This window comes from Vibrio sp. 378, from assembly GCF_033339435.1.
Genome location: NZ_JAWOUO010000009.1, coordinates 112,777 through 137,036 on the forward strand (window position 1 = coordinate 112,777; position 24,260 = coordinate 137,036).

The following is a 24,260-nucleotide window of genomic DNA, read 5'->3' on the forward strand; positions in this document are numbered from 1 at the left end:
CTTAGTCTAGTTCACGAATATCTACAAAGTGACCAGCAATTGCTGCTGCCGCTGCCATCGCAGGGCTCACTAGGTGGGTACGGCCATCACGACCTTGGCGGCCTTCAAAGTTACGGTTTGAAGTAGACGCACAACGTTCATGTGGACCCAAACGGTCATTGTTCATTGCTAGACACATCGAGCAACCTGGTAGGCGCCACTCAAAGCCCGCTTCTTTAAAGATAACGTCCAAGCCTTCCGCTTCTGCTTGCGCTTTTACTTGCTCAGAGCCAGGAACGATCAGCGCTTGAACGTGAGGCGCGACTTTGCGACCTTTCGCTACTTCAGCGGCTGCGCGCATGTCTTCGATACGTGAGTTAGTACAAGAACCAACGAAGACTTTATCGACGTTGTAATCAGACAATGACTTGCCTGCCTCTAGGCCCATGTAAGCCAATGCTTTTTCTGCCGATGCTTTTTCTACTGGGTCGGCAAAGCTTTCTGGTGCTGGGATCGGTTGATCTACCGCGATCACTTGGCCTGGGTTAGTTCCCCAAGTGACTTGTGGTCTGATATCCGCTGCGTTTAGTGTCACGACTGCATCAAACTGAGCATCATCGTCCGTTTTTAATGTCTTCCAGTACTCTACTGCTGCATCAAAATCCGCACCTTGAGGTGAGAATTTACGGCCTTTGATGTATTCGAACGTGGTTTCATCTGGTGCAATCAAACCGGCTTTCGCTCCTAGCTCAATCGCCATGTTACATACGGTCATGCGGCCTTCCATTGAAAGGTCTGTGATCGCTTCACCGCAGAATTCAACTACGTAACCTGTACCGCCAGCAGCTGTGGTTTCACCGATGATGGCTAGCACGATATCTTTAGCCGTGATACCCGGAGCCACTTTGCCTTTTACTTCGATCTTCATCGTTTTAGCGCGCGCTTGTTTTAGCGTTTGAGTTGCTAATACGTGCTCAACTTCAGATGTACCAATACCAAAAGCGAGAGAACCGAACGCACCGTGTGTAGCCGTGTGCGAGTCACCACAAACAATGGTCATTCCCGGTAGGGTAATACCAAGCTCTGGGCCCATAACGTGCACAATACCTTGGTATTTGTGGTTAATGTCGTAAAGCGTAACACCAAACTCTTCACAGTTTTTCGATAGCGTTTCCATCTGGATACGTGCCATCTCACCGGATGCGTTGATGTCTTTGGTGGTTGTTGAAACGTTGTGGTCCATGGTGGCAAAAGTTTTGCTGACCTGACGCACTTTACGACCTTTTTCACGCAAGCCGTCAAATGCTTGCGGAGACGTCACTTCATGTACCAAGTGACGGTCGATGTACAAGATTGGGTTTTCCCCTTCTGCTGCGACGGCAACGTGTGCGTCGTAGACTTTTTCGTATAATGTTTTGCCCATTGTTTGCTTCCTTTCCTCGTTATCCTTGTTGCTTTGTTTTAGCACCAATGACTTAAAGGTAAGTCATTGGTGGATAGAGGATTTAGTATTTATTATGAATCTGTTCTGTATTAAGAGTTTAAGATGTACTCAGCGATCTTATCGCCCATCTCAGACGTCGAAAGTGCTGGGTTGTCACCAGCAAGGTCACCCGTAAGCTCACCCGCTGATAGTGCTTTTGAAACTGCCGCTTCAATGTCTTGTGCCGCCGTTTCCTCACCTAGGCTATAACGTAGCATCAGTGCCGCAGACAGGATTTGTGCCACAGGGTTAGCGATGTTCTTACCTGCGATATCTGGTGCACTGCCACCTGCTGGCTCGTACAGACCGAATTTGCTTTCGTTTAGACTTGCTGATGGCAACATACCCATAGAGCCTGTGATCATCGCACATTCATCAGAAATGATGTCGCCGAAGATGTTTGAACACAGCATTACGTCGAACTGAGCAGGGTCTTTGATAAGCTGCATAGTCGCGTTATCAATGTACATGTGTGACAACTCGACATCTGGGTAGTCTTTTGCGATTTCTTCGACTACTTCACGCCATAAGATAGAGCTTTGTAGAACGTTCGCTTTGTCGATAGAGCACACTTTCTTGCGACGTAGACGAGCAGATTCAAAAGCGATTTTTGCAATACGTTCGATCTCAAAGCGGTGGTACACCTCAGTATCAAATGCTTTTTCTGTTGCGCCTTCACCTTCACGACCTTTCGGTTGGCCGAAGTAGATACCACCCGTCAGTTCACGGACTACCACGATGTCAAAGCCGCGACCCGAGATGTCTGCACGTAGCGGTGAGAAAGCTTCAAGACCTGAGTGAATTTGCGCTGGACGTAAGTTACAGAACAGTTGGAAGTGTTTGCGTAGTGGCAGTAGGGCACCGCGTTCAGGTTGGTCATTTGGTGGTAAGTGCTCCCACTTAGGGCCGCCAACCGAGCCGAATAGGACTGCATCAGACTCTTCACATGCTTTTATTGTGCTCTCTGGAAGTGGGCAACCGTGATTGTCGATCGCGATACCACCGACATCATGCTCGTCACGCTCAAACGCAATACCATGTTTCTTTTCGATTGCATCCAATACTTTATGTGCCTGCGCCATTACTTCCGGGCCAATGCCGTCACCGGGTAGGACGGCAATTTTGTACGATTTGTCTGTCATGTTAATCCTTTAAGTTTTCTAATTTTGAGCTTAATTATTTCAACGAGCGTGTTCTTTCCTGAGCCGTGTAGCCCGGTTGTTATTACACAGTCGCAATCTTTTTCTGCTTCATTTCTTCGATTTTATCTGCACGATGAATGCTGTTAATAACGTGCAATAATGCTTGGCCGGAAGCCTCAACGATATCGGTAGAAACGCCCGTACCGTGGTATTTGCGACCTTTGTAGTTGGCAATGATGTCTGCTTGACCCAAACCATCTTCACCTTCACCTTTCGCGGTTAGGTCGAATTTATCCAGAACGATGTCGTAGCCTGTCACGCGGTAGATACATTGGTATAGCGCATCAACTGGGCCATTACCGACCGCTGCTTCACACATTTCTTCATCACCGCATTGCATTTTGATGCTGGTGGTAGCCATTACGCTGCCAGACTGCACGCTTAGGTAGCTCAATTTGTAGAAGTCATCTTCTTCACGTAAGTTCGAGAAGTGCATTAGGGCTTCTAGGTCGTAATCGAACACTTGGCCTTTGCGGTCAGCAAGTTTCAAGAAATCCGCATACAGCGCGTCTAGGTTGTACTCATCTTCGTTGTAACCCATGGTGTCCATATGGCTCTTCACGGCAGCGCGACCGCTGCGGCTGGTTAGGTTCAGAGCTTGGTTTTTTAGGCCAATAGACTCAGGGGTCATGATTTCGTAGGTATTCTTATTCTTCAACATGCCATCTTGGTGGATGCCTGAAGAGTGGCTAAACGCATTTGCACCCACAATTGCTTTGTTGCTTTGAATAGGCATATTGCATAGCTGGCTAACCAACTTACTGGTGCGGTGAATTTCATCATGCTTAATGCCAGTGTGAACGCCCAAAAACTCTTGACGCGTCTTGATGATCATTGCGATCTCTTCAAGTGAACAGTTACCCGCTCGCTCTCCAATGCCATTGATCGTGCCTTCTATCTGACGTGCGCCAGCTTGAACTGCGGCAATAGAGTTGGCAACTGACATCCCCAAATCGTCGTGACAGTGAACGGAGATGATCGCTTTATCAATGTTCGGAACGCGGTTAAATAGGGTTTCAATAATCCCACCAAACTCACTTGGTACGGTGTAGCCAACGGTATCTGGAATGTTGATTGTACTCGCACCTGCATTGATGGCGGCTTCTACCATGCGACATAGGTTGTCTATAGGAGTACGACCTGCATCTTCACAAGAAAACTCGACATCATCAGTGTAGTTACGCGCATGTTTAACGGCGTTGACTGCCATTTCTAGTACATCGTCGTAGCTGCGGCGTAGTTTGTCTTCTACGTGAATGGTGGAAGTGGCTAAAAACGTGTGGATACGGAATTGGTCGGCCACTTTTAAGGCTTCAGCGGCAGCATCAATGTCTTTCGCAACGGCACGCGAAAGGGCACAAACTCGACTGTTTTTTATGTTTTTTGCGATGGTTTGTACAGACTCGAAATCACCTGGTGAAGAGATTGGGAAGCCGGCTTCGATAACATCAACGCCGAGTCTTTCCAGCGCATAGGCAATCTGCAGTTTTTCTTTAACCGTCAAGCTTGCTGACAACGCTTGCTCGCCATCACGCAATGTGGTGTCGAATATAATGACCTGATCGTTCATGTTTGCTTCCTTCCTGATTTCTGCACTTTCGCGCAAGTGAATCGTTTACTTCCAGTATTTAGATATAAAAAAACCCGCATTCTCATGCGGGTTCTTAGAAATTGGTGTGGTTATTTTTCTTCCACAGCCTACCCGCGCGAACTGGTCACGATCAGGAGGAGGCTAAGCAGGATAGAAAAATGAGCTGACATAGTTGTTAAGCTTTCCACATAATTAAGTTAACAAATTAGTACCGCACTCCATGAAGCGCGTCAACCCTAAAGTCGATTTTTTATTCATATCGGATGAGTCTTTTCGTTTGCTTGAAAAAAATGATGCACTAAGTGAAACGACATGATGCGATAGAAACGTGCTAGAAGAAGTAAGTTCTCATCAAGTTTGCGACGTTTCATTACCAAAACAAGCATCGGGATTGCGACTTGTCACACAAAGGTCCGAATTGTTTGGCAAAAGTTTTGAATGACCATTTATAGTAGTGCAGTTGCACTAGGTAAAAGAAATATAAGGGTTAGGGAAAGAATGAGGTTAACAAAACAATTTGGACGTTCAGCCATAGTATTTACTCTGGTCAGCTTGTCGGGTTGTCAGCTGTTTCAATCGCAGACCTATGTGGAAGTGGCTTCCCCCGTTGTTATGAATGATCACTCACAGAGCGTCATGGTTATCAATGATCAAATGGATCGATTTTTGAGTTATGAGGGACGCGAATCTTTCTTGAATCAGATGCTTGTTGCCCTTGAGTCTGACAGCCGAAATAAGTTTAAAGGTAAAGATCCGGAAACGTATTCTTGGTGGAAGATCCGTGTTCAACCTAGTGAGAAACAGCAAGCGGAAGTTTTCCGACCAACCACTGAAGGTGTCGATACCTCAAACCCAGTAGAGTTTATGGATGTTTCTTACCGCTCTAAGACCACATTAAACCTACGCTCCAAACCGAGTCTTGAAGGGGCAAAGCTTGGCGTATTATCGAAAGGGGAAGTCTTTAATGTGCTAGCAAAAGTGGTTGATCAACCTTGGTTTCTCGTTGAACAGAAAGGAGTGATAAAAGGTTATGTCCATAAGGATTATGCGCGCAGCAATGTGATAAATCGTGACATTTTATCTACTCAGCCTAACCCTCTACTAGAGCCTAACTCGAGTAAAACGGAGAAAACGAGTATAGAGCATGAACTGTCGGGAAACTATACTTGCCGCTCACTGAGCTATGAGCTTACAAAAGATGGCGACATTACGACAGGCTCTTTGCGCGCCTGCCGCAAGAAGAGAAAAGTCTGGTATATAGACACCCCTCAACCGCAACCATCAAACCGTTCTTAATGTTCTATTTTTATGGTTATGCCCAATAGATAAATTGTTGGGCACACCTTAATTTGGCCTTTGTCATTAATTGTCCAAACTCCCGTCATGCTGTTGTCACCTAAACCTCCTACTTTTCACACAAAGGCGTTGTCAAAGTAAGGAAAGGTCACATGCGAACCATAGAGACAATTACACAGCCAATTGCAACCATTGCTAAGTTTGATTTAGCGCTCTCTAGTGTTTGTCTTAAGCACCGTTTTAATCAACAAGTCGCCAATATCAGTAAAGGAGTTTCCCACAGTGGTGACGGGCATCTTTACTTGGTGTTGGGGTTATTAGCTTGGTATTTAGATAAGGAGCAAGGAGTCTGGTTTTTACTGGCGGGTTTACTTGCTTTTGCTATCGAGCTACCAATTTATTGGACGCTGAAAAATAGTTTTAAGCGTCGTCGCCCTGAAGAGCTTAGTGCACTCCTTCCTGCTTTTATTACCCCCTCTGATCGCTATAGTCTTCCTTCAGGACACACTGCCGCTGCGTTTGTCATGGCGACGCTGATTGACCATTACTATCCGAGCCTAGGCGTTGCTGCATTCTTTTGGGCAAGTTTAATCGGAACCGCGCGAATCTTATTGGGTGTGCACTTTTTTACCGATGTCATCATTGGTGCACTGCTTGGCAGTCTCTGTGGTGGATTAGCGATTGCGATGTTAGGAGGCTAATTGATGAAAATCTTGTACGGTGTTCAAGGGACAGGAAACGGACATATTGCACGCGCAAGGGCGATGAGTCATGCGTTTAAAGAGCACGATGTTGAGGTCGACTTTTTGTTTTCTGGGCGAGCGCCGGAAAAATACTTTTCAATGGAAGCATTTGGCGATTACCAGACTCGCCGAGGCTTCACCTTTATTACCGAAAAAGGCTCTGTAAACTACGCGAAAACAGCATTGAATAACAATTTGGTGCAGTTTTTCAAAGAAGTTAAGCAACTCGATCTGTCGTCCTACGATCTTATCATTAATGACTTCGAACCTGTGACTGCGTGGGCAGCGAGACAGCAAAATAAGCCTTCTATTGGTATCAGCCACCAAAATGCTTTCCGTTATCCGGTGCCACTAAAGGGAGCAAGTTGGTTAGATAAATCCGTCATTGAATACTTTGCGCCTTCTCAACACCACCTTGGTTTGCATTGGCATCATTTTGATCAACCTTTGTTACCACCGATAGTGCATACCGTCGATAGCCAAGCAGAAAACGACGACTTCGTGTTGGTGTATCTACCGTTCGAATCGATTGAAGATATCTCAGACTTATTGTTCCACTTTAATCAACAAGCGTTTATCTGTTATCACCCGGATGTGATCGAATGTGAGCAGGTAGAAAACATAGAACTGCGCCCTTTATGCCACAGCAACTTCCAGCATCATTTGCATCGCTGTAGTGGTGTCATTGCTAATGGTGGGTTTGAGCTTCCTTCAGAAGCCTTGTCTTTGGGGAAAAAATTGTTACTAAAGCCACTCGCGGGTCAATTCGAGCAGCAGAGCAATGTTGCGACCTTAGAAGACTTAGGGCTTGCGATGTCGATGGAGAGCTTAGACATTTCCGCAGTACGCCAGTGGCTAAAGGAGCAACAAGCCGAAAGTGTGAAATACCCAGATGTTGCTCAGGCTATTGTTCATTGGGTACTGCAAGGTGCATGGGATTCAAAAGCAGAGTTATCCAGACAACTGTGGGAGCAGGTTGATTTTCCAAGTTACGTGTCGAACATTTAAGTACGTTGTTCTAAGTACATTGTTCCTTCCATTTTTGACACGATTTTGTTGCAGCCTTTCTGTTTGGAAGGCTGCATTTTTATTCTTCCTCTCTCATTTCTATTCAGTGTGTATTTGCTGATAATTTGACTGATAAGTGCAAAATTCAATCAGAGATATAGCTGTCATCTGTTGTTCTTATTTCAACTAATAACTGAGCTAAATGCATGCTTGTGTTGACCGCCTGTCCTATCAATTTGCTAAATACGTCCTCAAAGAATGCATTTTTACGTGTTTTATAGTTTTTTATGTTTTTATCAAGCCTTTGTTATTTAACAAATAAATACCTAATTGGCTAAAATTTACTGATTAAATATCAATCTAGTTGCGAAACCGCAATCGATTAGTTGATAGTACAGTTCGAGCCGGAAGTATCCGGACGATAAATATAATAAAAAGTTAGGTTATCTATTCGTAAAATGATTCGAATCCAGCCGCCGTCTTTTGTGCGAGATGGGATTCTATTCGTTATGAATTTAATGAACAAAGTTGACGATTACAAAAGAGGCGCACTCAATGTTAGAGAAGAAAGACGCGATGAGCGCAATTGCTAGCTACCGTATGGAAAGCACTTTGCGTGGTGTAGATTTAAACCTACTGACTGTATTTGATGCTGTAATGCAAGAGCAAAATATTACTCGTGCAGCACATAACCTAGGCATGTCTCAACCGGCGGTAAGTAACGCCGTGGCACGCTTAAAAGTGATGTTTAACGACGAGCTATTCATGCGCCAAGGCCGTGGTATTCAGCCTACGCAACGAGCTCGTCAACTGTTTGGCCCTATTCGCCAAGCACTACAGCTGATTCGCAATGAACTTCCTAGCTCTGTATTCCAACCAGAATCTTCGACTCGCTTATTCAAGCTTGCGATTTGCAGCCCTTGTGACATGCGTTTTGCTCCGAAGATCATGGCAAAAGTGAATCAACAAGCACCAAACGTTCAGCTTCACCTAGATGCAGAATTTGACCGTTTGTTGTCTGAGCGTATGCGCTACCAAGAAATTGATTTCGTGATCGACTACGCTCGTTTTGATGAGCAAGGTTTCTCAAGTACTGAAATCTTCAAAGATGAATTAGTGGTTATCGCATCAAAAACACACCCACGCATTCAAGGTGGTGTGACGGCTGAGCAACTGCTTAACGAAAAGCATGCGAAGTTATCGAAAGTGCATGGCCAACGTAGTTTCTCAGAGCAAGCGTACCGTGAACTGGATTGCCAAGCGGCGTATGAAGGTTCTAGTTTAAGCAACCTACTATACGTGGTGGGTCAATCTGAGCTTGTGACTATTGCACCACGTTGGATGGCGGAAAATGCGGTAAACAGCGATCAACTGCAAATTCTTGATTTCCCATTTGCGAACAAAGAAATCAGCGGATTCTTAAGCTGGCATGAATCAAGTGAAAAAGATAAAGGCCACATTTGGCTACGCGATCAACTGATGATCACTTGTGGTGAAGTCGTTGCCGCAAAATAAGATGACGTTTGGTCTTCTCGATTAGACCATATTGGTAATCATCAATTTTTACAATTCATTGGTCCCCGAGCGATTTTTGTCTCTCGGGGCTTTTTGTTTTCGTAATCAACAATCGAAACAGTAAGTTAAATAGAGTAATCATTCAGCAATTTGAGGTACGTTCGCGACGTATAAGTGATAGTTGTCTCTTATTAGTGATAAGTTTGATACTGGTCAGTTGCGTTTTAGCAAGCCGTGAGTACACTTGTTCGCTCAATTAGCTTACGCCTGTAAGCCAAAAGGTAAGTAAAAGAATGGCCAAGTTAGATTTTCATATCGTTAAACGTATTCGTGAACAAATTGCGAACGGTGGTACACGCGTTGCACTCAAGCATAAAGTGGGTGAGGAGTGGCAAGGTATTACGTGGACGCAATTTGGTCAGCAAGTTGATGCTTTATCACTTGCACTTTTGGCTCAGGGATTAGGAGTCCAAGATAAGATCGGCATTTTCTCGAACAACATGCCGCAATGGACGATCGCTGATATCGCAGCACTGCAATTACGCAGCGTGACAGTACCTATTTACCCAACCAATACTGCCGCCCAGTCGGCGTACATCATTAACAATGCAGACGTCAAAGTTCTGTTTGTTGGTGAACAGCCTCAATTTGATGCAGCCGTGAGCATTTTCGACCAGTGCGAACTGTTAGAGCTCATTGTTGCGATGTCTGATGATATAGAACTTGGCGATCATGATTTCGTTATCTCTTGGCAAGCATTTGTTGCCAAAGGTGACACTACATATCAAGTTGAATTGGACGCGCGTTTAGATCAGGCAAAAGAAGATGATCTACTCACGCTGATCTACACCTCGGGTACAACAGGCCAGCCAAAAGGCGTTATGTTGGACTACGCAAACATTGCGGCGCAATTGGAAGGGCACGATCAGCGCTTGAGCCTTTCTCAAAGTGACGTGTCATTATGTTTCCTTCCGTTGTCACACGTATTTGAGCGCGCTTGGACCTTTTATGTATTGTACAAAGGGGCGACCAACTGCTATTTGCAAGACACCATGCAAGTACGTGATGCACTGAGCCAGGTGCGACCTACCGTGATGTGTGCCGTACCGCGTTTCTATGAGAAGATCTTCTCTGCGATTCACGAGAAAGTGTCTCGCGCGCCGATTCACCGTAAGATCATGTTTACTTGGGCAGTCAACATGGGCGCAAAAATGGCCGCTTGTCATCAAGAAAAACGTCAGCCATCGCTCTTGCTGCGTAAGTCATACGCTTTGGCGGATAAGTTGGTTCTGAGCAAACTGCGTGCGCTACTTGGCGGGCAAATCAACTTTATGCCTTGTGGTGGTGCAAAGCTGGATGAAACCATCGGTCGATTCTTCCATGCGATTGGTATCAACGTTAAGTTGGGCTACGGCATGACTGAAACCACGGCGACAGTATCGTGTTGGGATGATAAATGTTTTAACCCCGACTCTATTGGTATGTCGATGCCTGGCGCACAGGTTAAGATCGGCGAAAACAACGAGATTCTGGTTCGTGGTCCAATGGTGATGCGTGGCTATTACAAAATGCCAGAAGAGACGGAAAAGACCTTTGATGAGCACGGTTTCCTAAAAACGGGCGACGCTGGTTACATTGATGAAAATGGCAACTTGTTCATCACCGATCGTATCAAAGAGTTGATGAAAACTTCAGGTGGTAAATACATCGCTCCACAAATGATTGAAGGTGCTATTGGTAAAGACCACTTCATCGAGCAAATCGCAGTCATTGCGGATACTCGTAAGTTTGTTTCTGCGCTTATCGTGCCTTGTTATGACTCGCTAGAAGAGTACGCGAAAGAGCTGAATATTAAATATCACGATCGCGTTGAGTTGATTAAGCACCACCAGGTGGTCGAAATGCTTGAGAAGCGTGTGAACGATCTTCAAAAAGAGTTGGCAAAGTTTGAACAAGTGAAGAAGTTTAAATTGTTACCAAGAGCTTTCTCTATGGATGATGGTGAGTTAACGCCAACTCAAAAACTTCGTCGTAAAGTCATCAATGACAAATACCAAGATGAAATTGAAGAAATGTATAAGGAAAAGTCGGATAAAAAGTAACTTAAGCTGACTTAGATTTTATATTGATGAAAAAATCCCCAGTGATGTGATCGCGCATTGCTGGGGATTTTTGTTTGTATTGATTTTTTCTGTTCTGCTCGTCAAATAACGCTATTTAGCACCCTGTAGCTAAAAGCTTATGAAATAATGTTCTTTTTTTAAGCGTTAATTTTTTAGGTTGTACTGTGAAATAGGAGATGTGTGGCTGCTATTCCTACTAACATTCTAATTACTAGTATCTTGTTTAAAAAGTAGACCAATCTCTCATTAGACCCTTTGATAATAAAACGTTACATTTGTTGGGTAACCTTGCGGGATGTTATGACGAACGCAAGACATAGCCGAAAACGTGGAAGTATTTCGATTAGGCTACGAATAAGACCTAGACTATGTAAAACCAGACCAATCCGTTGACCTTACGGTGAGGAAACTGGCTAAGGAGAGCAATTATGACAGCAATGTTGTCAGGCGCAGAGATGGTGGTTCAATCTCTGATAGAAGAGCACGTAGAGCAGATCTTTGGCTACCCAGGTGGCTCTGTTTTGGATATCTACGATGCACTGCATGCCAAAACCGATCAAATCAAACACGTACTTGTAAGGCATGAGCAAGCCGCCACTCATATGGCAGATGGTTACGCTCGAGCTACCGGTAAACCGGGTGTCGTACTTGTGTGCTCGGGGCCGGGCGCGACCAATACCATTACGGGTATTGCAACAGCGTATATGGACTCTATCCCAATGATCGTTATCTCGGGTAACGTACCGAATAGCCTAATTGGTAATGATGCTTTCCAAGAGTGTGACATCGTCGGTGTCTCCCGCCCAGTGGTCAAACACAGCTTTTTAGTAAAAAAAGCGGAAGATATTCCTGAAACAATCAAAAAAGCGTTTTATATCGCGACTACAGGTCGACCTGGTCCAGTTGTGATTGATTTGCCAAAAGATGTAATGAACCCGCAAATCAAACTGCCTTATCAATATCCAGAAACGCTTTCAATGCGCTCTTACAAGCCGACAACTTCGGGCCATAAAGGCCAGATTAAAAAAGCGCTTAAATCGCTATTAGAAGCGAAAAAACCAGTGCTTTATATCGGTGGTGGTGCGGTGATTTCTGGCGCCCATGAACATATTTTAGAGCTTTCCGACAAACTGAACCTACCAGTAGTGAGTACTTTGATGGGCTTGGGGGCATTCCCGGGTACACATAAAAACTCACTGGGCATGTTGGGTATGCACGGCACTTACGAAGCTAATATGGCAATGCATGAAGCGGATCTTATTTTTGGTATCGGTGTGCGTTTTGATGACCGTACAACCAACAACCTTGAAAAGTACTGCCCAAACGCAAAAGTGATGCATATTGATATCGATCCGTCATCGATCTCGAAAAACGTGAAAGTGGATTTGCCGATCGTAGGTTCTGCGGAAAAAGTGCTGACAACCATGCTCGGGCTGCTTGCAGAGCAAGGTAGTGGAAATGATCAAGATGCTATCACCGCATGGTGGGATGACATTCAAGTATGGCGTGACCGCAACTGCTTGTCTTATGAAACGTCTCCAGAACGAATCAAGCCACAGCAAGTAATTGAAACGCTGCACAAGCTAACTAATGGCGACGCATATGTGGCGTCTGATGTGGGCCAGCATCAGATGTTTGCGGCGCTGTACTACCCATTCAATAAGCCGCGCCGTTGGATAAACTCTGGTGGTCTTGGCACCATGGGATTTGGTCTTCCGGCTGGCATGGGCGTGAAGTTTGCCATGCCACAAGAAGAGGTCGTGGTTGTGACTGGTGACGGCAGTATTCAGATGAATATTCAAGAATTGTCGACAGCCATGCAATACGACATTCCAGTGAAGATCATCAACCTGAACAACCGATTCTTAGGCATGGTAAAACAGTGGCAAGACATTATTTATCAAGGCCGTCACTCTAATTCTTACATGAGTTCTGTTCCTGACTTTGCAGCGATTGCAGAAGCTTATGGTCACGTCGGTATTCGTATCGAAACGCCTGATCAGCTCGAAGAAGGGCTACAAAAAGCGTTGGATATGAAAGATCGTCTGGTGTTTGTGGACATCAACGTAGACGAAACCGAACACGTATACCCGATGCAAATCAAAGGTGAGGGTATGGATAAAATGTGGCTAAGCAAAACGGAGAGAACTTAATATGAGACACATTATTTCATTGCTATTGGAAAACCAACCGGGTGCGTTGTCTCGTGTTGTTGGTTTGTTCTCTCAACGTGGTTACAACATTGAATCTTTGACGGTATCACCGACTGATGATGAAACCTTGTCGCGAATGAACATTACCACGACATCTGATGAGATGCAGTTGGAACAAATTCAGAAGCAGTTACACAAATTGATCGATGTGCTGAAAGTACAAGAAGTCACCGAGTATGAGCACATTGAGCGTGAACTGATGATGGTGAAAGTGAAAGCCAGTGGTTTTGCGCGAGCAGAAGTGAAGCGGACGGCAGACATCTTTCGTGGCCAGATCGTGGATGTCACGGCTTCCCAATACACCGTACAACTTGCGGGTACGAGTGAAAAGCTAGATGCCTTCATTCAAGCGATATCCGAAGTGACCGAAGTTGTCGAAGTTGCTCGTAGTGGTGTCGTTGGCATTGCGCGAGGAGAGCGAGCCCTCAAACCTTAACTCTCTGATTGCATATAGAAAAGCCACTTAATCTAAGTGGCTTTTTTGTTTAGAAAATAACAATTAATGATATAATTGTCGTTTTAGTAAGCATGATAGGCATTAGACGTGTGAAAGTACCTAAGCGAGTCGGCACCTTATTGGCGACAGCACTATTTTTTAGTGCACTCACTGCCGCTTACTACTATCAGAAATATCTGACGTTGTTAGAAAACAATGTTGAGAACACCGCTCAAGAAGCGTTACATCAATTGGCCTATACTGGCCGTGAATACAGCAATATTCAGGATCAAATCGAAACGATCAGTGACCTACTTGGTCACAGCCAAAGTCTGTATGAATATCTGCGCCAACCTAACCGGGTGAACCGTTCCATCTTAGAAGACATGTGGATCTCGGTCGCAATCAATCAAAAGTTGTATAAGCAAATTCGCTTTCTTGATGTTTCTGGTCGAGAAAAAGTGAGGATTAATTATGAGATTGAAACAGGCGCTGCGTTGCCCGCGAGCAAATTGCAAAATAAGTCAGAGCGAGATTACTTTCAATTCGCTAAGAACTTAGACGATGGCGAAATCGCTTCGTGGGGGATAGGTTTAGAACGAGAGTATGGCGAGTTAGTCTATCCCTATAGCCCGTCACTGCGTATTTTGATGCCTATTTCGCTTAACGGAAAGCGCGAAGGGTATCTTGTGCTTAATGTTGATATTGACTATTTATCCTCTCGACTCAACTATTCGTCAGTGCTTGATTTCCATATTGAGCTGATTAAAAGTGACGGATTTTACATTGATAGCCCTAAATCAGCTCGTTTATATGGCCATATAATTCCCGCTCGCTCTCAATTTAATTTTGGCCGGATGTACCCAAACATTTGGCGTAGTTTAAATTCAAAAGATTCGGGCTATGCTTACAATGGTTCGAATTTGGTCGCGTATCGCACCATCCAGTTTGTTTCTAGCGAACCTCTTCATCTGGTTATTGATCTTACCAATGAGCAGTTATTATCCCGAGCTCAGAGGGATATTGATGACTTAATCCAAGAAGCGTTTTTTGTTCTAAGTTTGGTGCTCGGCTTCACTTTGCCGACGGCAGCCCTTGCTCTGCATTATCGGCGTCATAGTATGGAATCGAAGTTGGCTCGAGCTGCTCTTGATGGTATGACTGCGGTGATGATCTCGGATGCTTCACATAGAATCATCATGGTTAATCAAGAGTTTGAAAACATGATGGGTTACTCAACCAAGCATGCCCAAGGTTGGAGTGCACATCATTTAATTCTCTTACCTGAAGATCTCGAAGCAAACCTGAGTATCTGGAAAACACTGAAGAGTGAACACGTATGGGAAGGGGAGATTCGTTGTCGAACTAAGTTTAATCAAGTCTTTACTGCAATAATGCGTATTCAGGCGAATTTAACCAAATCAGGTAAAGTGAGTTATTACATTACGTCGCTGGTGGATATCTCTGGGCAAAAAGAGTTAGAAGAAAAATTACGAAACCTAAGCGAAAAAGATGGCTTGACGGGGTTGTGGAACCGCCGAAAATTTGAAGAGCAATTGGCGCAATATGCGGGGATTATTGAACGCTATCCTGATAGCCCTCCTGCTTGTTTGGCGTTGTTTGATATTGACCATTTTAAGCGTATTAATGACGAGCTAGGCCACGACGAAGGAGACAAGGTGATTTGTAGTGTCGCAGAAACCCTCCTAGAAGAAGTCCGCAGCACAGACTTTGTATCTCGTGTCGGTGGTGAGGAATTTGCAGTGATTATGCCGCATACAACACTAGAAGAGGCTGAAATTGTATTGAACAGGCTACGTGTCGCGGTTCAAATGCGTAGTGATAGAGGCATTACTGTCAGTGCTGGGTATAGTGATTTAACCTCTGATCGTACAAGAACGTATAAATGTGCTGATATTGCTTTGTATGAGTCAAAAAGTGCAGGGCGTAACTGCGTATCGCTATGTCATAGTTATGATGATATTGCTTAGTGCTTTTACAAAAACGAAAAAACGGGGATAGACCCCCGCTTTTTAGTCTCAGCGTTATTCGCTAGCCAGTATGCGACATTGGTTGTCGATGGCGGCTTCGATACACTGTATTGACTGCCTCAAATAACGCTCTAGATAACCTAAAGCATCCTGACTCTTTTTGTCTAGCGATGCCTTCATCAGCATTTCTTGCTCATCGAGATTACAGTGCCCAGGGTTCCCTGTGCCTAAAATCTGCATCGCGAAGTATTGGTAGCGTTTAATTTGCGTGAGTAGATCGCGGAAAAACCCAAACATATTGACAGAGCCAACACCTTCAAACAGCGCAGTAAGAAACTGATTTTGGCGCTCTTCCCATTCCCTCCAACAAAAGCTTTCGTCAGGTTTTACTCGGGATAACTTGTGATAAGCAGTTAGTACATCCAGTTCCCATTTTTCATCGCCAATCATAATTGCCTTACTGAGTAAGCATGCGGAGACCATTTGCAGGCTTTCGTACAAGTCATGTAACTCATCTTTACATACAGGTGCAACCCAGCAGCCTTTTTGCGGCTCGAGTTTGACGTATTTGCTCCAAGATAATTGCACCAATGCTTCTCGAATGGGTGACGCTCCTACGTTGTACTTCTCTTTGAGTTCGGCAACCACGAGTTTTTGACCTGGTTTAAGCTCGCCATCGAGAATATCCTGACGGATCATTCTTAATACTTTGTCGGTAAGAGTGGGACTAGACACATACACCTCATAGAAACTTTAATCGTGACGATAAAATTAAACAGTACGAAATTCTGATAGAGGTAAATAATACAATTAGCCTATTATGAGAGCAAGAAAGCCATATAAAAAAGGAGGGCATAAGCCCTCCTTCTCAAGAAACTGAAGTGTTAAAAGTTCAGTCTTATAGCACGTGTACAGAAGCTGTGTTCGTAGTACCTGAAGCAACTAGAGCGCCAGAAACCATAACAACGATATCGCCTTTGTTACCTAGACCTGATTCTAGAGCAAGTTCTTTACCCGCTACGTAGAATGCGTCAGTGCTTTCGATTGAATCAACAACTACAGGAGTAACACCTTTAGTTAGAACTAGCTGTGCAGCAGTTTTCTTGTTAGTTGTTAGCGCTAGGATGTTTGCAGTTGGGAAGTACTTACGTACTGAACGTGCAGACTTACCGCCTTCAGTTGCAACAACGATAAGTGGAGCTGCTAGTTTCTCAGCTGTGTCTACAGCGCCTTTACATACTGCTTCAGTGATGCGAAGACGTGGGCTGTCTAGACGAGAACCTAGTTCAGCTTTTAGCGCTGAGTCAGTACGGTTCGCGATTTGAGCCATGATAGTTACCGCTTCAACAGGGTATTTACCTTTCGCCGTTTCACCAGAAAGCATTACTGCGTCAGTACCGTCCATTACCGCGTTAGCAACGTCGCCTGCTTCCGCACGAGTAGGACGTGGGTTGTTGATCATAGAATCAAGCATTTGAGTTGCTGTGATAACCATCTTACGTGCACGGTTACACTTCTCGATCATCATTTTCTGAGCGAAGATTACTTCTTCAGCTGGGATTTCAACACCTAGGTCGCCACGAGCAACCATGATGCCGTCAGAAAGTTCTAGGATCTCATCGAAGTTATCAACACCTTCTTGGTTTTCGATCTTAGAGATGATGTGGATGTTCTCGCCGCCGTTTGCAGCAAGTACTTCACGGATTTCTTGAACGTCAGACGCTTTACGGATGAAAGAAGCTGCTACGAAGTCAACGCCTTGCTCACAACCAAATTTAAGGTCGTTCTTATCTTTTTCAGATAGTGCAGGTAGGTTTACAGAAACGCCAGGAAGGTTAACACCTTTGTTTTCGCCTAGTGCACCGTTGTTAAGAACTTTACATTTAACTTCAGTTTCAGTCTTAGAGATAACTTCCATCTCGATTAGACCGTCGTCTACTAGGATAGTGTTACCTACGTTTAGGTCTGCTGCGAAACCAGCGTAAGTTACTGCAACTTTATCTTTGTTACCTACAACTGAAGTGTCAGTTGTGAAAGTGAATTCTTGACCTGCTACTAGATCAACATCGTTACCGCCTTCTAGCTTGATAGTGCGGATTTCTGGACCTTTAGTATCTAGAAGAATTGCTAGTGGTTTGCCAGTAGCTTCCATTACTTTACGGAAGTTCGCGATACGAGTGCCGTGTTCTTCGTAGTCACCGTGAGAGAAGTTAAGGCGCATTACGTTCATGCCTGCGTTAACTAGTTCAGTTAGCTTCTCTACAGATTCTGTTTTAGGGCCAATCGTACATACGATTTTGGTCTTTTTCATGGAAGATACTCTCCGGTAAGTATAGTTACAATTTGAAAGTCGGTTATTTACTCTGAAGTCAGGACGTTTTTGATGACATTTAGTACCTGTCACCCACCGATTTTTCGTCTCATTATTAGAACTTCAGATTCTGAAAGTCTTTCACCAAGTTTAGTCATTTTATGACTAAAAGATCGGCGATTTTGGTTACCTTTTTGTGACTAATCCCACTTTATATGCAGAAAGTTGCAAAAAAATAGCCTTCAATTCTGTAATTTTTTTTCTTTTCGGTGGCGAATTCTACCACTGAATGAATCCAATATCACTGTTTAAGAATTGTCTTAGGACAAGGTTTTATCGAGAAATATTAATTTTTTGGATCGAAATAAATGGACTTAAAAGTTTCGGTTTGACTATAATAAGTTTCACATCGAAACTTAAAATCAAAACTTAAATGTCGAAACGAAATACTCAATTAAGAAGACACGCCATTTCTAACTTGGTTTCTGAACTAGGAGAAGTCAGCGTTGATGAACTTGCTCAGAAATTCGAAACCTCAGAGGTCACGATTAGAAAGGATTTAGCTTCTTTAGAGAAAAACGGCCAACTTCTACGCCGCTATGGCGGTGCGATTGCTATCCCAAAGGAAGTCATTCACGAAGAATTGGGCGCTAATGTTTCGACTCGAAAGTTAAGCTTAGCAAAAGCAGCTGCATCATTGATTCGCGATCATAATCGCATCGTGATCGACAGTGGCAGCACGACTGCCGCGCTGATTCAACAGTTGAATGACAAACGTGGCTTAGTGGTCATGACCAACTCGTTGCATGTTGCTAACGCCCTAAATGAATTAGAGAGCGAACCGACACTGCTGATGACTGGTGGTACTTGGGATACGCACTCAGAGTCCTTTCAAGGCAAAGTGGCCGAATCTGTATTACGAGCTTACGACTTTGACCAACTATTCATCGGTGCGGATGGCATCGATCTCGAGCGTGGAACCACGACATTTAATGAGTTGGTTGGCTTAAGTAAGGTAATGGCAGAAGCGTCACGTGAAGTGATCGTAATGATCGAGTCCGAAAAAATCGGCCGTAAGATCCCAAACTTAGAGCTCGCTTGGCATCAAGTTGATGTGTTGGTGACCGATGCAGATATCCAAGCAGAGCATAAAGTACAGATTGAACAACATGGCGTGAAAGTCATTTGCGCCTAATAATGTAATCAGTTTCATATTTTACTTCCCTCTGGATAAAGGCCTTTGCTTGCTGCCTCTATTTGAAATCATGGCTAGGGAAGAACAAAACTACAAACGGAGATAAACACATGTGTGGAATCGTAGGTGCAGTAGCACAACGAGATGTTGCAGAAATTTTGGTTGAAGGTCTACGCCGCTTAGAGTACCGCGGTTACGACTCTGCTGGCGTTGCGGTTGTTGATGGCGAATCAAACCTAACGCGCGTTCGTCGCTTGGGTAAAGTACAAGAATTGGCTGATGCAGTAGAAGAAGCAAAAGTGATCGGCGGAACTGGTATTGCGCACACTCGTTGGGCGACGCACGGTGAACCTTCTGAAATCAATGCTCACCCACACATGTCTGGTGATATCGCAGTGGTCCATAACGGCATCATCGAAAACCATGAAGAGCTGCGTGAGTTGCTTCAATCTCGTGGCTACGTGTTTGAATCGCAAACGGATACAGAAGTTATCGCACACATGGTTGAGTGGGAACTTCGTACTTCAGAAACGCTATTAGAAGCGGTACAAAAAACAGCAAAACAACTTGAAGGCGCATACGGCACGGTAGCGTTGGATCGCAAAGACCCATCTCGCATCGTAGTAGCACGTTCAGGCAGCCCGATCGTGATCGGTTTTGGTGTAGGTGAAAACTTCCTAGCGTCTGACCAACTTGCATTACTTAACGTTACGCGCCGTTTCATGTACTTAGAAGAAGGTGACGTAGCAGAAATTACTCGCCGTGAAGTCACTGTGTTTGATGCAACGGGTGAGCCAGTTGAGCGTGAAATAGTTGAATCTAATGCAGAGCATGATGCAGGTGATAAAGGTCAATACCGTCACTTCATGCAAAAAGAAATCTATGAGCAACCTAAAGCGTTGATCAACACAATGGAAGGTCGTATCACGGCAGACTCTGTTGTGACAGACGCGATCGGTGTGCACGCGGCAGACATTCTAAGCAAAGTAGAACACGTACAAATCGTGGCGTGTGGTACGTCTTACAACGCAGGTATGACGGCACGTTACTGGTTTGAAGACATTGCAGGCGTTAGCTGTGATGTAGAAATTGCGTCTGAATTCCGTTACCGCAAGTTTGTGACTCGTCCAAACAGCCTATTGATCACGTTGTCTCAGTCTGGTGAAACCGCTGATACGCTAGCAGCACTTCGCCTAGCAAAAGAGAAAGGTTACATGGCGGCGATGACCATCTGTAACGTAGCGGGTTCCTCTTTGGTTCGTGAATCAGATTTTGCATTCATGACTCGCGCTGGCGTCGAAATCGGCGTTGCTTCAACCAAAGCGTTCACGACTCAGCTTTCTGCACTACTTATGCTGGTAACAGCACTGGGTAAAGAGCAAGGTCGCATCAGCAAAGAGAAAGAAAAAGAGATTGTTGAAGCGCTACACGCACTTCCTAAGCAAATCAACGCGGCACTTTCTTTCGAGAAAGAAATTGAAGCACTAGCAACGGATTTTGCAGACAAGCACCACACATTGTTCCTAGGCCGTGGCGAGTTCTACCCAATCGCGATGGAAGCGTCTCTAAAACTGAAAGAGATCTCGTACATCCACGCAGAAGCGTACGCAGCGGGTGAACTGAAACACGGTCCTCTGGCCCTAATTGATGCTGACATGCCAGTTGTTGTGGTTGCACCAAGCAACGACCTACTTGAAAAGCTAAAATCAAACGTTGAAGAAGTGCGTGCGCGTGGCGGCCTTCTATACGTATTCGCAGATGCAGACGCAGGCTTCGAAGGCGATGAGACAATGAAGATCATCACAATGCCTCACGTTAGTGAAATCACGGCGGCGATCTACTACACCATCCCTATGCAGTTGCTGTCTTACTACGTAGCACTGATCAAAGGTACGGACGTAGACCAACCACGTAACCTAGCGAAAGCGGTGACGGTTGAGTAATTACGCTTAACAGCAAAAATCCTGAGCGGCACATGCGAGAGTATGTGCCGCTTTTTTTATTTAAACCCACTTTAAGGTTTGTGAGTTATTGACCCAACTGGTGAGCGGTTAGAATTGCAGAGTAGACATTTTCTGCCGTCACTGGGAATGGCATATTGTGGATGGTTTCTCCCTCGGCCGTTGAGGCTTCGGCGACCTCGCGCAACTTAGCGTGGTTAAGCTCTTTAACGCCCATATCAAATAAGTTGGTTGGTAGACCTACAGAGCGGCAGAATGCAAGAACCGTATTAATCTCTTCCATCGCTGCGTTTTCTAGTACCAGCTGAACTAGTGTGCCGAACGCGACTTTCTCACCATGATAGAGATGATGACACTCTTCAAGCTTAGTTAGGCCGTTATGAATAGCGTGAGCACCCGCTAGACCACTGCTTTCAAAACCGATACCGCTTAGGTATGTATTGGCTTCAATAATGTTTTCTACCGCTTTGGTGCTCACACCATTTTCTACCGCAGCTTTTGCTTTTACACCATCTTCAAGCAAGGTTTCATAGCAAAGTTTCGCAAGCGCTTGTGCTGAACGCGTCGCTAACCCACCAGCCATTGTTGCCTTACCAGAAGTCATGTTGGCACGAGCTTCAAAGTAGGTGGAAAGCGCGTCGCCCATCCCAGATACAAGTAAGCGAACTGGGGCTTTGGCGATGACTGACGTATCCATGATGACCATGCCTGGGTTTTTAGGGATCATCAAATATTCTGCAAATTCACCTTCAGGTGTGTATATCACCGCAAGCGCTGAGGTTGGCGCATCAGTCGAGGCAATCGTAGGAACCACCACGACAGGAATTTTGGTGTAAAACGCAACAGCCTTTGCTGTATCTAACGTTTTACCACCACCAATACCGACAATGACATCGTGTTTCTGAGTGGCACAAATGTCCGTGATGCGTTCAATCTCAACGCGCGAACATTCGCCACCAAAAATGTTCATAGTGAGTGGAAGCTTTTCGTCAGCAAAACTTTGTTTGACGTCATCACCAACCAGGTTAGTCACGAACTCATCGGCAATTACTAACGGACGTTCACCCAATGTTTTCGCATAGTGAGCGATAGATGTAAGTACTTGTTCACCTTGGACGTATTTGCTTGGGCTGATAATAATTTTGTCCATAATTCAAACCTTTAACCTTTTTTATGTGTGTTTTGGACTGCAATGAATATCCATTGTAGGGATAAGGTTTATATTAGGTTTGGTGTGGTAAGTGGTGAAGGATATCTCTGGTTTTGTTCCATGCTTTTATGACCTCTGTGTCAAACCGACTGTCAGAAGTAATAAGCATCAGCATGCTTTATGGCGACGATCACTATTCAAGAAAATTTGTCGTTTTTCGTTTCATATTGAAACAATAATGCCGAAGTTTTTGTTTCAATATGAAACGGATTGATTTTTGTTGAGCACGCTTTTTCTCTGTTTAAGATGAATTCATACCCTACATAAAAATATAAATGGAATGAGATAGAACGATGAAAAAGTTAATTAACCAAGTTGATGATGTTGTATTGCAGCAAATGGAAGGTCTGGCTTTATCTCGCCCAGAGCTAAAAGCGAACTACGAACCTCGTTACATGTGGCATGAGGAAACTCCGGGGCAAGTGGCACTGGTTTCTGGTGGTGGCTGTGGTCATGAACCTTTGCACGCAGGTTTTATTGGTAAAGGCATGCTGACAGGCGCCTGTCCTGGTGAGGTGTTTACTTCACCAACGCCAGATCAAATGTACGAATGTGGCAACCAAGTGAATACTGGTGAAGGCGTGCTATTTATCATTAAAAACTACACCGGAGACGTGTTGAACTTTGAAACGGCCGTGGAGCTCCTTCATACCGATGGTATCAAAGTTGGGTCGGTGTTGGTGGATGACGATGTTGCAGTCAAAGACAGCCTATACACCGCTGGTCGCCGTGGCGTTGCTGGAACGGTATTGGTTGAAAAGTTAGTTGGGGCTGCCGCGAACAAAGGTTATTCGCTGGAGCAATGTGAAGCGCTGGCTCGTCGCGTTAATAATCACTGTCGTTCATTTGGCGTGGCGCTTAATGCTTGTGTTGTACCCGCAGCAGGTAAACCATCTTTTGTTCTGGAAGATGATGAAGTGGAGTTTGGTGTTGGTATCCATGGTGAACCAGGTATCAAGCGAGTGAAATACACCGATGTCGATACGTTAGTGGATGAAATGTTTGCTGAAGTTGCTGAAAACACACCTTATCAGCGCACATTGCGTATTTGGAATCGTGACGAAGGTGAATGGGATGAAGTGGAATCCAGCATTGAGCCTTTCGCCGCTGAACACGACTACATCGTGATGGTTAATGGTATGGGTGGTACGCCAACTTCAGAGCTTTACGGAGTGTACCGCCGTCTGGCTCATAACTGCGAGCAAGCAGGGTTCCATATCGTGCGTAATATGGTTGGTAACTTCTGTACGTCACTCGATATGGAAGGCGTTTCGATTACGTTGCTGAAGGCAGACAAAGAGATGTTGGAGCTGTTTGATGCTCCTGTCGATACGGCCGCGATCAAGTGGTAACAGGGGAGAGCAAACATGCAAATTGAAAAACAACATATCGTTCACTGGCTAGAGTTATGTGCAAAAACGTATCAAGAGAATCAAGATTTTCTGACCGACCTTGATCGTGATATTGGTGACGCCGACCACGGTCTCAATATGAACCGTGGCTTTAAAAAAGTTGCTGAAAAACTGCCGCAATTTGCGGACCAAAATATCGGCAGCATTCTCAAGAATACGGGCATGACCTTGCTTTCTAGTGTCGGTGGGGCAAGTGGCCCGCTGTATGGCACGCTGTTTATTCGCACGGCTGCCGCTGTCGGAACCCGAGAGCAACTAACGTTTGAAGAGTTGGTCGATGCACTAAAAAGCGGTGTGGATGGCGTGGTGTCTCGTGGTAAAGCAGAGCTGGGTGATAAAACCATGTGTGATGTTTGGTTACCCGTTTTAGTTAGCGTGAAGGCGTCGTTAGAAAATGGCATGAGCGCCGATCACTTACTTAATGAAATGGTTGAGCTAGCAGAAACGAACGCGGTTGCCACGATTGAAATGTTGGCGAAAAAAGGGCGAGCAAGCTATTTAGGTGAACGTAGTATTGGCCACCAAGACCCCGGTGCAACCTCTTCTTTGTTAATGATTAAAGCACTACAGCAGGCAATAGCAGGTAATTAA

18 protein-coding genes are annotated in these 24,260 nt (G+C 44.8%); 12 read left to right on the forward strand and 6 right to left on the reverse strand.

What is annotated here, in order from left to right:
- Position 1: 1 nt before the first annotated feature.
- From leuC to leuA, 3 genes are all read right to left on the reverse strand, one after another.
- On the reverse strand, positions 2-1,402 hold the full coding sequence (gene leuC, locus R7Q48_RS17180) for a 3-isopropylmalate dehydratase large subunit (protein WP_005383069.1): 1,401 nt from the start codon (positions 1,400-1,402) through the stop codon (positions 2-4).
- Positions 1,403-1,512: 110 nt separating this feature from the next.
- Positions 1,513-2,604 (reverse strand): 3-isopropylmalate dehydrogenase, encoded by a 1,092-nt coding sequence (gene leuB, locus R7Q48_RS17185; protein ID WP_005379683.1) that lies wholly within the window; start codon positions 2,602-2,604, stop codon positions 1,513-1,515.
- A gap of 82 nt (positions 2,605-2,686) precedes the next feature.
- Entirely contained in the window at positions 2,687-4,234 is a 1,548-nt protein-coding gene (gene leuA / locus R7Q48_RS17190) for a 2-isopropylmalate synthase (protein WP_005379685.1), read from the reverse strand.
- A gap of 519 nt (positions 4,235-4,753) precedes the next feature.
- Between leuA and R7Q48_RS17195 the strand changes: the two genes are divergently transcribed.
- The 8 genes from R7Q48_RS17195 to R7Q48_RS17230 all read left to right on the forward strand — a co-directional run bounded on the left by R7Q48_RS17195 (position 4,754) and on the right by R7Q48_RS17230 (position 15,580).
- The gene (locus R7Q48_RS17195; RefSeq protein ID WP_158157193.1) at positions 4,754-5,551 is read left to right on the forward strand and encodes an SH3 domain-containing protein; all 798 of its coding nucleotides are present in this window, start codon (positions 4,754-4,756) and stop codon (positions 5,549-5,551) included.
- Positions 5,552-5,703: 152 nt separating this feature from the next.
- Entirely contained in the window at positions 5,704-6,252 is a 549-nt protein-coding gene (locus R7Q48_RS17200; RefSeq protein ID WP_256903143.1) for a phosphatase PAP2 family protein, read from the forward strand.
- 3 nt (positions 6,253-6,255) lie between these two features.
- On the forward strand, positions 6,256-7,302 hold the full coding sequence (locus tag R7Q48_RS17205) for an MJ1255/VC2487 family glycosyltransferase (protein ID WP_005379691.1): 1,047 nt from the start codon (positions 6,256-6,258) through the stop codon (positions 7,300-7,302).
- Between the two features lie 555 nt (positions 7,303-7,857).
- Positions 7,858-8,817, forward strand: a complete 960-nt coding sequence (gene calR / locus R7Q48_RS17210; protein WP_005379693.1) for a LysR family transcriptional regulator CalR — start codon at positions 7,858-7,860, stop codon at positions 8,815-8,817.
- A gap of 293 nt (positions 8,818-9,110) precedes the next feature.
- Positions 9,111-10,919 carry an AMP-dependent synthetase/ligase gene (locus R7Q48_RS17215; protein ID WP_256903142.1) on the forward strand — a complete coding sequence of 603 codons (1,809 nt, stop codon included), beginning with the start codon at positions 9,111-9,113 and terminating at the stop codon, positions 10,917-10,919.
- Positions 10,920-11,368: 449 nt separating this feature from the next.
- Positions 11,369-13,093, forward strand: coding sequence for an acetolactate synthase 3 large subunit (locus R7Q48_RS17220; protein WP_005379695.1), 1,725 nt, complete (start codon positions 11,369-11,371; stop codon positions 13,091-13,093).
- A 1-nt stretch (position 13,094) separates the two neighbouring features.
- Positions 13,095-13,589, forward strand: coding sequence for an acetolactate synthase small subunit (gene ilvN, locus R7Q48_RS17225; protein WP_005379697.1), 495 nt, complete (start codon positions 13,095-13,097; stop codon positions 13,587-13,589).
- A 110-nt stretch (positions 13,590-13,699) separates the two neighbouring features.
- Positions 13,700-15,580 carry a diguanylate cyclase gene (locus R7Q48_RS17230; protein WP_318132389.1) on the forward strand — a complete coding sequence of 627 codons (1,881 nt, stop codon included), beginning with the start codon at positions 13,700-13,702 and terminating at the stop codon, positions 15,578-15,580.
- 54 nt (positions 15,581-15,634) lie between these two features.
- Here the strand turns inward: R7Q48_RS17230 and R7Q48_RS17235 are convergent, their stop codons facing one another.
- Complete coding sequence (locus R7Q48_RS17235; RefSeq protein WP_256903140.1) at positions 15,635-16,321, reverse strand: GntR family transcriptional regulator; 687 nt, start codon at positions 16,319-16,321, stop codon at positions 15,635-15,637.
- Positions 16,322-16,478: 157 nt separating this feature from the next.
- Positions 16,479-17,891: a pyruvate kinase PykF gene (gene pykF / locus R7Q48_RS17240; protein WP_005392243.1), complete on the reverse strand. Its 1,413-nt coding sequence runs from the start codon at positions 17,889-17,891 to the stop codon at positions 16,479-16,481.
- A 433-nt stretch (positions 17,892-18,324) separates the two neighbouring features.
- Here pykF and R7Q48_RS17245 point away from each other — a divergent pair, with 433 nt between their 5' ends.
- Positions 18,325-19,086, forward strand: coding sequence for a DeoR/GlpR family DNA-binding transcription regulator (locus R7Q48_RS17245; RefSeq protein ID WP_005379701.1), 762 nt, complete (start codon positions 18,325-18,327; stop codon positions 19,084-19,086).
- A gap of 110 nt (positions 19,087-19,196) precedes the next feature.
- Positions 19,197-21,029 (forward strand): glutamine--fructose-6-phosphate transaminase (isomerizing), encoded by a 1,833-nt coding sequence (glmS, locus tag R7Q48_RS17250; RefSeq protein WP_033906046.1) that lies wholly within the window; start codon positions 19,197-19,199, stop codon positions 21,027-21,029.
- Positions 21,030-21,114: 85 nt separating this feature from the next.
- Here glmS and R7Q48_RS17255 read toward each other — a convergent pair whose 3' ends face one another.
- On the reverse strand, positions 21,115-22,197 hold the full coding sequence (locus R7Q48_RS17255; RefSeq protein ID WP_318132390.1) for a glycerol dehydrogenase: 1,083 nt from the start codon (positions 22,195-22,197) through the stop codon (positions 21,115-21,117).
- 353 nt (positions 22,198-22,550) lie between these two features.
- Here R7Q48_RS17255 and dhaK point away from each other — a divergent pair, with 353 nt between their 5' ends.
- Both dhaK and dhaL read left to right on the forward strand, forming a co-directional pair.
- Positions 22,551-23,609, forward strand: coding sequence for a dihydroxyacetone kinase subunit DhaK (gene dhaK / locus R7Q48_RS17260; protein WP_213903652.1), 1,059 nt, complete (start codon positions 22,551-22,553; stop codon positions 23,607-23,609).
- Positions 23,610-23,624: 15 nt separating this feature from the next.
- Positions 23,625-24,260: a dihydroxyacetone kinase subunit DhaL gene (dhaL, locus tag R7Q48_RS17265; RefSeq protein ID WP_005379705.1), complete on the forward strand. Its 636-nt coding sequence runs from the start codon at positions 23,625-23,627 to the stop codon at positions 24,258-24,260.